Here is an 8,918-nt window from a genome sequence, read left to right as displayed (position 1 = left end):
GGCGGGCAGCGCTCACGGCCACCCCGATCGCGATCAGATACGCTCCGGATAGATCGGGTCGATATCGACCGGGATGTCGCCAATCGCGGCGATCGCGGCCCGGGCGTGATCGTCCAGCCTGGCGTAGCGAGCGAAGAACGCCTTGGTGCCGGCGTAATCGCCCCGCGCCTGCAGCATCAGTTGGTCGTGGAGGAGATCGGTGAGGCCACTTTCCATCTTCGCGTAATCGACCACGTAGCGCTGCGCCACATCGTCCCAGCGGAACGCGCCCTTCTCCTTCAGATAGCCGTATTGCAGCGCCGCGCCCTTGCCGTGCGCTTCCTCGGTACCGAAGCGAACCGCGCGGAAGATGCCGGCGAAGTAGGAGGCGAGCAGCTGCTGCTTCTCGCTGGCGGGGATTTCGCCGCGCTCCATCATGTAGAGCACATTGTACGCGCCCATCACATCGGCCTTCGATTCCTCGAGCGCGGAATACTGGTCCTTGAGCTCAGCGCTGACCGTGGTCCTGCGCCCGTCGACGGTGATGCTGCCCGGCCCCAGGCTGTGCGACAGCTCGTGGAACAGCGTTTCCAGCTCCATGTATTTCTTCGCCACCAGCGCGGCTTGATCTGGCTTCAGGATCACGCCCGCCATCGGCTTCAGGATGCGATCGTATTTGGCGCCGAGTACGTTCGCGAGGATCACCTTCTTCGCGCCCTTGGCCTCGCGCACGCGCTCGTCGTTCGGCAGGTTGAAGGCGATGGTCTGCACGCCCGGCTCGTTGTCGCCGCCGCCATGCACCTGGTCCGCCACCGCGATGGGGCTTTCCGAACCGCGTTCGAAGTTCTTGTACCGGTCCTCGATCGGCAGGTTCTTTTCCATGTCGCGCAGGTAGTTCTTGTACTTCGCCAGCGCGGCGCTTTCCTCGGGATTGCGCAGGGTGACGAAGCTCTCGAACGCGGTCTTCGTGCCGTAGAGCCTGTCGGTATAGACCTCGTACGGGCCGATTGCGACTTCGATCGGGGTGTCCTTCAGATCCATCCAGGCGAGCTCACTCTGATAGTAATTGTCGGTGAGGAAGGCCTTGGCCCGCAGGTTCAGGAATTTCTTCAGGCTCGGATTGCTGGTGCGCGCCGCCGCCTTCTCCAGCAGCGCGGCGGCGGGTTTGAGCCACTGCGCGTATTCGACCGAATAGGGGATCGCCTTCAGCGCGTCGCCATCGCGCCGCACCACGGTGTAGGGGCTGGTGAGCGCATCCTTCTGATCGGGATGCGCCGCGAGATAGGCGTCGAATTCCTCGCGCGTCATATCGGTGGGGTAGAAGCCCGCCCCTTCCGGCATGGCGTCGGTGCCGTAGAAGGGATGCAGTTCCGCGATCTCGTCCCACGGCCCGAAATTGCGGTCGAACATCGCCAGCAGCCGGTCGCGATCGGCCCGCCGGATGCGCGAGATGGCGGTGCGGATTTGCGGATTGTCGGCATAGCGCTGCCGCAGGTAGATCTCGCTCATCAGGTCGGACGCCTGGATCAGCAGGTTCACCACGTCGCGCTCTTCGGCGGAGAGGTAGGACGTATCCGGGTCCATTTGGATTTCCGCCAGCTTCGCGTATTGCGCGTCCAAGTCGTACCCCTCGTGCGACGCAGACCGGGTACTCGCAATATCGGTTGTATCGGCCATCGGCGCTGCGCACGCGGCTGTCGTCAGGAGAAGCGGGAGAATGGCTTTGCGCATGGGCGGGGTTCCTTTGCGATGAACGGTATCAACGGTCGATCTAACGGGCGGTGCCCGGCGTGTCACGGCAACCGCGGCACATGGGCGGCGCGCAACGGGTGGTGCCATACGCGCGAGGGGCCTAATGGGCCGCGCATGATTCTCTCCTGCCCCAGCGTGCCGTGATGCCAGACGCACAAACCATCCTGACGCCGCTGCTCGACTGGCTCGATCTGGCCGGCGTGGCGGTGTTCGCGCTGTCGGGGGCGCTGATCGCCGCGCGCGAGCGGCAAACCTTCGTCACCCTGTCCTTCTTCTCCCTCGTCACCGGGGTCGGCGGGGGGACGATCCGCGACCTGCTGATCGGTGCACCGGTGTTCTGGATTCACGATCCCTGGGTCGCGGCGGTGACGCTGATCGTGGCGCTGGCGGTGTGGTTCACCCCGACCCGCATCTGGACCGGCCATCTGCTCGACTATGCTGACGGACTGGGCCTCACCGCCTACGCGGTTCTCGGCACGGCCAAAGCGATGACCTATGGCGTTCCGCCCGTCCCCGCCGCAATGATGGGCGTGGTGACGGGGTGCGTGGGCGGCATTATCCGTGACGTGGTGGCGGGACGCCCGTCGATCCTGATGAAGCCGGAGCTGTACGTTACTGCCTCGGCTCTTTCCGCAACGCTGTGCGCCATCGGCACCGAGCTTAATATCGCTCGGGGCTTCACCTGGACCGGAGCGACGGCGGCAGGCTACGCGCTGCGCAGCGCCGCCATCCGCTTCAATCTGGCGCTGCCGGCTTATCATGAACGGGCCGCGGCAACAGCGGAAGAAGAAAATCAGTCGCCGTAATAGTCCGCCGGGGGACCGCCGGGATAGTCGGACCGGGCATTCGGATCGTAATCATACGCGCCCGACGGCGCGTCGGGTGCCGGGGAGCCGGCCCGGGCGCGGGCATTGTAATAGGTCTGATCGTCGTACTGCCCGTCGGCGGGCGCATAGCCATCGTCATAGGCCTGGTCGTTATAGGCTTGATCGGGGGCCTGCGGATAATCGTCGTTGTATTGCGGCTCGTAGCGGGGTTCCTCGCGCGGCTTCTGGCTGGCGGTGGCGAGCGCGGCCAGGCCGCCGATCACCGCCGCCCCGATCAGGATGTCGGTGCCGGTGATGCCGTTGTCGTCGCGATGGTGGCGATAGCGGCGATCGCGCCACCGCCGGTCGTACTGGTGCGCATCCGCATCGAGGAAGGCCAGAGCCGACCCCTGATCATAGACGGCAGGCGAAACCGGAGTCTCTACCTGCGCCGCAGAGGCGGAAATAGGCACGACCGCCATCGAAGCGGCGGCAAGTCCGGCGAGCAGGGAAGGCAGTCGTGTCATGATGAAATCACCCTTTCGATAGGGAAGAGGCGGAAAATGCGCGGTTCAGCCTGTCGTGAGGCTGAACCGCAGCTTTGCGAGAGATTGCGTCACCGCAGCCCGCGAATACCGTGATAGTCGATGTCGACCACGCGGCCGCGGCTGATGTCGCAACTGAAGCGACCGGTGTCGTAGCCACCGCGGCGATTGTAGCGGCCATAGCCCCGGCCCGCATCGACGGCGATGTTGCCGCGAACCTGCCAGCCATAGCGCGTGTCATTCACCCGGCTGATATTGGTGACGTCGGCGCGATAGCCGTAGCGGTTGGCATTGCCTTCCGCGGCGCGCACGCACTGCTCCACCGCGGCGCGCGGATTGCCCCGGCTGCGATAATAATTGTCACGATAGCGGGCATCGTAACGGCGGTCCCCGCGATACCGGTCGCGGTTCTTGCCGATCGAGCTGGCGATGGCGACGATGCCGCCCAGGATGACGGCGCCGGCGATCACTTCGCCCGTGCTGATACCGTCGTCGCGACCGTAACGATCGCGGGCCATTGCGGGGGCTGCCGAAGTCACCGCCATCGCACCTGCGGCGACGGTTCCGAGCAGGGCTTTTGAAACGGTTCTCATATGTTGCTCCTCGCATCAGGCCGGGGCGGGACTGCCTCGGTTGATCCCCTTATGGAGCATCGGCAGTGAGACGACGCTGAATTGGCGCGACAGCCCCAGTTCATCTAAAAGGCTAGTTATCTGAACGCACTTATACGTTCGAACCAATTGAAAAGGCCGCGAGTTTCCTCGCGGCCCTTCCAGTTGTTCGATATGTGGAGGGCTTACGCGTCCTCGTAATCTTCCTCGTCGTTCATGACCGGGCCCGAGTCTTGGCCCTTGGCCTCCTCGTCGCGGTCGACGAATTCGATCACCGCCATCTGCGCGGCGTCGCTACCGCGGTAGCCGGCCTTGATGACACGGGTGTAACCACCCTCACGATCGGAATAACGCTCGGCTAGAACGTCGAACAGCTTCTTGAGCTGGGTCTCGTCGCCCAAGCGGCTCATCGCAAGGCGACGGTTGGAAAGGCCACCGCGCTTCGCCAGCGTGATCAGCTTCTCGACATAGGGGCGCAGTTCCTTCGCCTTCGGCGCGGTGGTGAGGATCTGCTCGTGCTTGATCAACGCGGCCGACATGTTGCGGAACATGGCGGTGCGGTGGCCCGACTTGCGGTTCAGCTTACGCTGCGAAATTCCGTGACGCATATTTCATTCCTTCGTTCGTAAGGGGGCCGTGCGAGGTACCCCGGTACGGGCCGGATTTGCGGGTCCGGCCCCTGCCCGTTGCGAGGTGAATTAACCCAGCAGCTCCTGTTCGAGCTTCTTGGCCATTTCCTCGATGTTCTCCGGCGGCCAGCCAGGGATGTCCATGCCGAGGCGCAGACCCATCGAGGAAAGGACCTCCTTGATCTCGTTGAGCGACTTGCGGCCGAAGTTCGGCGTGCGGAGCATCTCGGCCTCGGTCTTCTGGACCAGGTCGCCGATATAGATGATGTTGTCGTTCTTCAGGCAGTTCGCCGAACGCACCGACAGCTCCAGCTCGTCGACCTTCTTGAGGAGGTAGCGGTTGAGCTGGTTGGCATCCGATTCCTGCGGCTCGGCGGCCATGCCGATCATCGCGCTCTGCGGCTGCGGGATACCGTCCTCGAAGTGGACGAACAGCGTCAGCTGGTCCTGCAGGATGCGCGCGGCGTAGGCCACGGCATCTTCCGGGGTCACGGTGCCGTCGGTCTCCACCGTCAGGTTCAGCTTGTCGTAGTCGAGCTCCTGCCCGACGCGGGCGTTGTCGACCTTGTAGCTGACCTGGCGCACGGGCGAATACAGGCTGTCGACGGGAATCAGACCGATCGGCGCATCGACCGGACGGTTCGCGACCGCGGGGACATAGCCCTTACCCACGTCGGCGGTGAGTTCCATGTTGAGGTTCGCACCTTCGTCAAGGTGGCAGAGCACGAGATCCTTGTTCATGATCTCGATGTCGCCCGACACGGCGATGTCGCCCGCCTTGACCGCACCCGGGCCGGTCTTGGAAAGCTGGAGACGCTTGGGCCCCTCGCCTTCCATCTTCAGCGCGATCTGCTTCACGTTCAGGACGATATCGGTCACGTCCTCGCGCACGCCGGCGAGCGAGGAGAATTCGTGCAGCACGTTCTCGATCTTGATCGAGGTGATCGCGGCGCCTTGCAGGCTGGAGAGCAGCACGCGGCGCAGGGCGTTGCCGAGCGTCAGACCGAAACCGCGTTCCAGCGGCTCGGCTACGAAAGTGGTCTTGCGCTTCTTGTCACCGCTGTCCTTGATGTCGAGCTGCGTCGGCTTCTTGAGTTCCTGCCAGTTCTTGGTGTTGACGGACATGGGATTCCCCTGGTGTTCGAATTCGGGCGGACCGGTGCGCTGGCCTTGCGCGTCCAATCCGGGATGGGAGCGGCGGCACCGTTAGGCGCCGCCGGGCAGGCTCGGATCAGACGCGGCGACGCTTCGACGGGCGCACCCCGTTATGCGGGATCGGGGTGACGTCACGGATCGAGGTGATCGTGAAGCCGACCGCCGCGAGCCCGCGCAGCGCGCTTTCGCGACCCGAACCGGGGCCCTTGACCTCGACCTCGAGGGTACGGACGCCGTGCTCGGCGGCCTTCTTGCCCGCGTCGTCAGCAGCGACCTGCGCGGCATAGGGCGTCGACTTGCGGCTGCCCTTGAAGCCCATCATGCCGGCGCTGGACCAGCTGATCGCATTGCCCTGCGCATCGGTGATGGTGATCATGGTGTTGTTGAAGCTGGCGTTGATGTGCGCAACGCCGCTGGTGATATTCTTGCGTTCGCGGCGCCGGATACGGCTGGGTTCGCGTGCCATGGTGATGTTTCCCTAACTTGAGAGAAGAAGACGGGTAAGCTGCGGAAGGACCCGCGCTTACTTCTTCTTGCCTGCGATCGGCTTCGCCTTGCCCTTGCGGGTGCGGGCGTTGGTGTGCGTGCGCTGACCGCGCACGGGCAGGCCCGCACGGTGGCGCAGGCCGCGATAGGACCGCAGGTCCATCAGCCGCTTGATGTTCATCGCCGTCTCACGGCGGAGGTCACCCTCCACGGTGTGTTCGGCGTCGATCGCCTCGCGAATCTGCAGCACCTCGGCATCGGTGAGGTCCTGGACGCGGGTCTTGTGATCGATGCCCAGCTTGTCGGCGATTTCCACGGCGGTCGTGCGACCGATGCCGTGAATGTAGGTGAGCGCGATGATCACGCGCTTGTTGGTGGGGATATTGACCCCGGCAATACGAGCCACTTACTTCTCCATGCTCCACAGGGGGACGGTCGATCCGCGGATGCGCGAAGCGGCGCCCCCTATCTCATCGCTGATATTCATTCGGCGGCTGCGGACACGAAGGGCCGGAAAAGCCAAAAGTCCGGTTGGCGTGCCAGTTTCTCGCAGCCTGCCGGACTCTTATATCTCGCAACAATCGAATGAATGGCGCGCTTAGGCCGATTCTCACCACGCGTCAACAGCGCACAATGCGAAAGCGGCGCGAGCTCCATATGGGTCCCGCGTAGCGCGTTTCAAGTGCGATTTACTCTGTCACGCCCGCTCTGTCAAAAACAGCACGCCTTACGGGAAATTGGCGGTGAAGGCCCCTCCGTCCAAGAGCAGATTCTGTCCGGTGATGAAGCCTGCATGGGTACTGGCGAGGAAGGCGCAGGCCGCGCCGAATTCCTCCGGGATACCCAGCCTGCCCACCGGTTGCGCCGTCGCCCGCTGTTCGCGCACCGCATCGCGCGACTTGCCCGTGTTCTCGGCGATCCGATCGATGATCGAGGCCTGCCGGTCGGTGTCGAAATTACCGGGCAGGAGATTGTTGATCGTAACACCCCTTGGCGCGACCTGCCGTGCGACGCCGGACAGGAACGCGGTCAGACCGGCCCGCGCGCCGGAGGACAGATCGAGCTTCTCGATCCCGGTCAGCACGCTCGCCGAAGTGATGTTGAGAATCCGGCCGAAGCCGCGCTCCTCCATACCGCCGATCACCAGCTGGATCATTGCGATCGGGGTGACCATGTTGGACTGGAGCCCGGCATGGATGTCCTGTTCGGAAAGGTCGCGGAAATCGGCCAGCGGCGGTCCGCCTGCATTGTTGACGAGGATATCGGCCGCCCCGCCCGCCGCTCCGATCAGGGCGTCGCGCGTATTTGCTTCGGTCACGTCGCCGGTTACCGCGACGATCTGCGCCCCGCTGCGTTCACGCAGTTCGGCAGCGGTGCGCTCCAGTCTGTCGGCGTCACGTCCGTTGACCACGACCGTGCACCCGGCTTCGGCCAGATGCGCCGCACAAGCTCGGCCCAGCCCGCCGCTCGAAGCGCAGACGATCGCAGTCTTCCCGCCTATTCCCAGATCCATCGTGCTGCCTCAATCCTTCGGTTTCTTGCCCAGCGCATCCACGGCGTCGAGCACGTTGTCGGAGCTTACGTCGGGAGCCTGTGCAGCTGGCTTCGGTTTGCCTGCGGGCGCGGCGCGCTCTTCGGCGGCGCCCTCCCCCGCGGCATCGACCTTACCGCCGAGCTTCTTCGCGAGGCCCGCGAGCTGCTGGCTCATCACGCCGTCCACCGCCTTGGCGATGTCGGCCGTATCGTAGCGCGTCTTGCCGCCGACGACATATTCCCACAGAATTCGCGTGCCGCCCGCGACCGGCTTGATGGTGATGGTGAGGACGCCCGTCGCCGGTTCGCTCTGCAACGGACCGAGCCCGCCGCGCATGCGCAGCGCCTTGCGTGGGAAGGCTTGCAGCACGACCATGTGCTGGACGCTCCCCGCCAGGCCGACCACGCCGTCCGTGTCGCTCTCCGGAATGCGCTCGCAGAAGCACCCGCCGCCCTGCGGAATGATCGACATGTTCGCGGCGTCGCCCGACCAGGTGTGCTCGTCGCTCCACCACTCGCCCGGAGAGATCAGCGCAAGCCACACCGCTTGCGGATCGGCGGGGACCGTCGCGCTGTCCTGCGTGACGAAGAAATCCGCCGCCTGCTTGACGACCTTGGCTTGCACCGGAGAGGCCATGGCAAGCGCCGTTCCGGCGGCGAGCGCGCAGGCACCGATTATCCGTTTTCCGATCACCCTCGCTCCTCCTTCGCATCCCATCCTAGGCGAACGGGCGCGCCGAGGGAATGGGAAGCGAAAGGAGGAAATGATCAGGAAAGCAGCGCGTCGATCTTGTCGGCAACCTCGTCGATACTGGCCATGCCATCGACACGGCTGACGATGCCGCGCTCTTCGTAATAGGGCAGGATCGGGGCGGTCTTGGCCCGGTACTCCTGCATGCGCGTGCGCACCGTTTCCTCGGTATCGTCGGGCCGCCGCTTGAAGTCGGTGGAACCGCACCGGTCGCACACCCCCTCCACCTGCGGAAGGTTGTAGCGATCGTGATAGCCAGCACCGCAATTGGCGCAGGTGAAGCGCCCGGTGATCCGATCGACCAGCGCGTCCTCGTCGACTTCCAGCTCGATCACGCGGTCCAGCTTGCGACCGTGCTTGTCGAGCAGTTCGTCGAGCCTTTCGGCTTGCGCGCGGGTGCGGGGATAGCCGTCGAAGATCGCACCGGTGCCCGCGTCCATGGCGGTGAGCTCGGCATCGATCAGCTCCGACACGATCTCGTCGGAAACCAGCTCGCCGCGGTCCATCACGGCCTTGGCCTTCAGCCCGACGGGCGTACCCGCCTTCACCGCGGCGCGCAGCATGTCGCCGGTGGACAGCTGCACCATGCCGCGCTCTTCGACCAGGCGATTGGCCTGCGTCCCTTTGCCCGCGCCCGGCGGACCCAGAAGGATGATGTTCACTTGGCGCTC

The 8,918-nt window shown here is 64.6% G+C and carries 11 protein-coding genes; 1 reads left to right on the top strand and 10 read right to left on the bottom strand.

The genetic code is table 11. From position 1 onward, the window contains the following. Window positions 1-33: 33 nt before the first annotated feature. Window positions 34-1,656, bottom strand: coding sequence for a hypothetical protein (locus MKP08_RS09040; RefSeq protein WP_241553533.1), 1,623 nt, complete (start codon window positions 1,654-1,656; stop codon window positions 34-36). A gap of 218 nt (window positions 1,657-1,874) precedes the next feature. Between MKP08_RS09040 and MKP08_RS09035 the strand changes: the two genes are divergently transcribed. Continuing rightward, complete coding sequence (locus tag MKP08_RS09035) at window positions 1,875-2,537, top strand: trimeric intracellular cation channel family protein (protein WP_215228491.1); 663 nt, start codon at window positions 1,875-1,877, stop codon at window positions 2,535-2,537. Here the strand turns inward: MKP08_RS09035 and MKP08_RS09030 are convergent. The 9 genes from MKP08_RS09030 to MKP08_RS08990 all read right to left on the bottom strand — a co-directional run bounded on the left by MKP08_RS09030 (window position 2,525) and on the right by MKP08_RS08990 (window position 8,909). After that, a complete protein-coding gene (locus MKP08_RS09030; protein WP_241553532.1) occupies window positions 2,525-3,064 on the bottom strand; it encodes a hypothetical protein in 540 nt (179 codons plus the stop codon). The genes MKP08_RS09035 and MKP08_RS09030 overlap by 13 nt on opposite strands. Before the next feature lie 89 nt (window positions 3,065-3,153). After that, window positions 3,154-3,675: a hypothetical protein gene (locus MKP08_RS09025; RefSeq protein WP_241553531.1), complete on the bottom strand. Its 522-nt coding sequence runs from the start codon at window positions 3,673-3,675 to the stop codon at window positions 3,154-3,156. A 203-nt stretch (window positions 3,676-3,878) separates the two neighbouring features. After that, a complete protein-coding gene (rplQ, locus tag MKP08_RS09020) occupies window positions 3,879-4,301 on the bottom strand; it encodes a 50S ribosomal protein L17 (RefSeq protein WP_215228494.1) in 423 nt (140 codons plus the stop codon). Window positions 4,302-4,391: 90 nt separating this feature from the next. Beyond that, on the bottom strand, window positions 4,392-5,447 hold the full coding sequence (locus MKP08_RS09015) for a DNA-directed RNA polymerase subunit alpha (protein ID WP_241553530.1): 1,056 nt from the start codon (window positions 5,445-5,447) through the stop codon (window positions 4,392-4,394). 106 nt (window positions 5,448-5,553) lie between these two features. Then, window positions 5,554-5,943 (bottom strand): 30S ribosomal protein S11, encoded by a 390-nt coding sequence (gene rpsK / locus MKP08_RS09010; RefSeq protein WP_215228496.1) that lies wholly within the window; start codon window positions 5,941-5,943, stop codon window positions 5,554-5,556. Between the two features lie 57 nt (window positions 5,944-6,000). After that, a complete protein-coding gene (gene rpsM / locus MKP08_RS09005; RefSeq protein ID WP_241553529.1) occupies window positions 6,001-6,369 on the bottom strand; it encodes a 30S ribosomal protein S13 in 369 nt (122 codons plus the stop codon). A 321-nt stretch (window positions 6,370-6,690) separates the two neighbouring features. Then, window positions 6,691-7,476, bottom strand: coding sequence for an SDR family oxidoreductase (locus tag MKP08_RS09000; RefSeq protein WP_241553528.1), 786 nt, complete (start codon window positions 7,474-7,476; stop codon window positions 6,691-6,693). 9 nt (window positions 7,477-7,485) lie between these two features. Next, a complete protein-coding gene (locus tag MKP08_RS08995) occupies window positions 7,486-8,190 on the bottom strand; it encodes an SRPBCC family protein (RefSeq protein ID WP_241553527.1) in 705 nt (234 codons plus the stop codon). A gap of 74 nt (window positions 8,191-8,264) precedes the next feature. Continuing rightward, on the bottom strand, window positions 8,265-8,909 hold the full coding sequence (locus MKP08_RS08990; RefSeq protein ID WP_241553526.1) for an adenylate kinase: 645 nt from the start codon (window positions 8,907-8,909) through the stop codon (window positions 8,265-8,267). Between the last annotated feature and the right edge of the window lie 9 nt (window positions 8,910-8,918).

Origin of the sequence: Erythrobacter sp. LQ02-29 (assembly GCF_022576075.2) — a bacterium.
GTDB lineage: Bacteria > Pseudomonadota > Alphaproteobacteria > Sphingomonadales > Sphingomonadaceae > Alteriqipengyuania.
Note: the sequence above shows the minus strand (reverse complement) of the source record. Positions and strands in the feature narration are given on the sequence as shown.

Coding starts and splice junctions, on each gene's coding strand:
- MKP08_RS09025 (WP_241553531.1), bottom strand. CDS start 3,675: ATGAGAACCGTTTCAAAAGCCCTGCTCGGAACCGTCGCCGCAGGTGCG.
- MKP08_RS09015 (WP_241553530.1), bottom strand. CDS start 5,447: ATGTCCGTCAACACCAAGAACTGGCAGGAACTCAAGAAGCCGACGCAG.
- MKP08_RS09035 (WP_215228491.1), top strand. CDS start 1,875: ATGCCAGACGCACAAACCATCCTGACGCCGCTGCTCGACTGGCTCGAT.
- MKP08_RS09030 (WP_241553532.1), bottom strand. CDS start 3,064: ATGACACGACTGCCTTCCCTGCTCGCCGGACTTGCCGCCGCTTCGATG.
- MKP08_RS09000 (WP_241553528.1), bottom strand. CDS start 7,476: ATGGATCTGGGAATAGGCGGGAAGACTGCGATCGTCTGCGCTTCGAGC.
- MKP08_RS09040 (WP_241553533.1), bottom strand. CDS start 1,656: ATGGCCGATACAACCGATATTGCGAGTACCCGGTCTGCGTCGCACGAG.
- rplQ (WP_215228494.1), bottom strand. CDS start 4,301: ATGCGTCACGGAATTTCGCAGCGTAAGCTGAACCGCAAGTCGGGCCAC.
- rpsK (WP_215228496.1), bottom strand. CDS start 5,943: ATGGCACGCGAACCCAGCCGTATCCGGCGCCGCGAACGCAAGAATATC.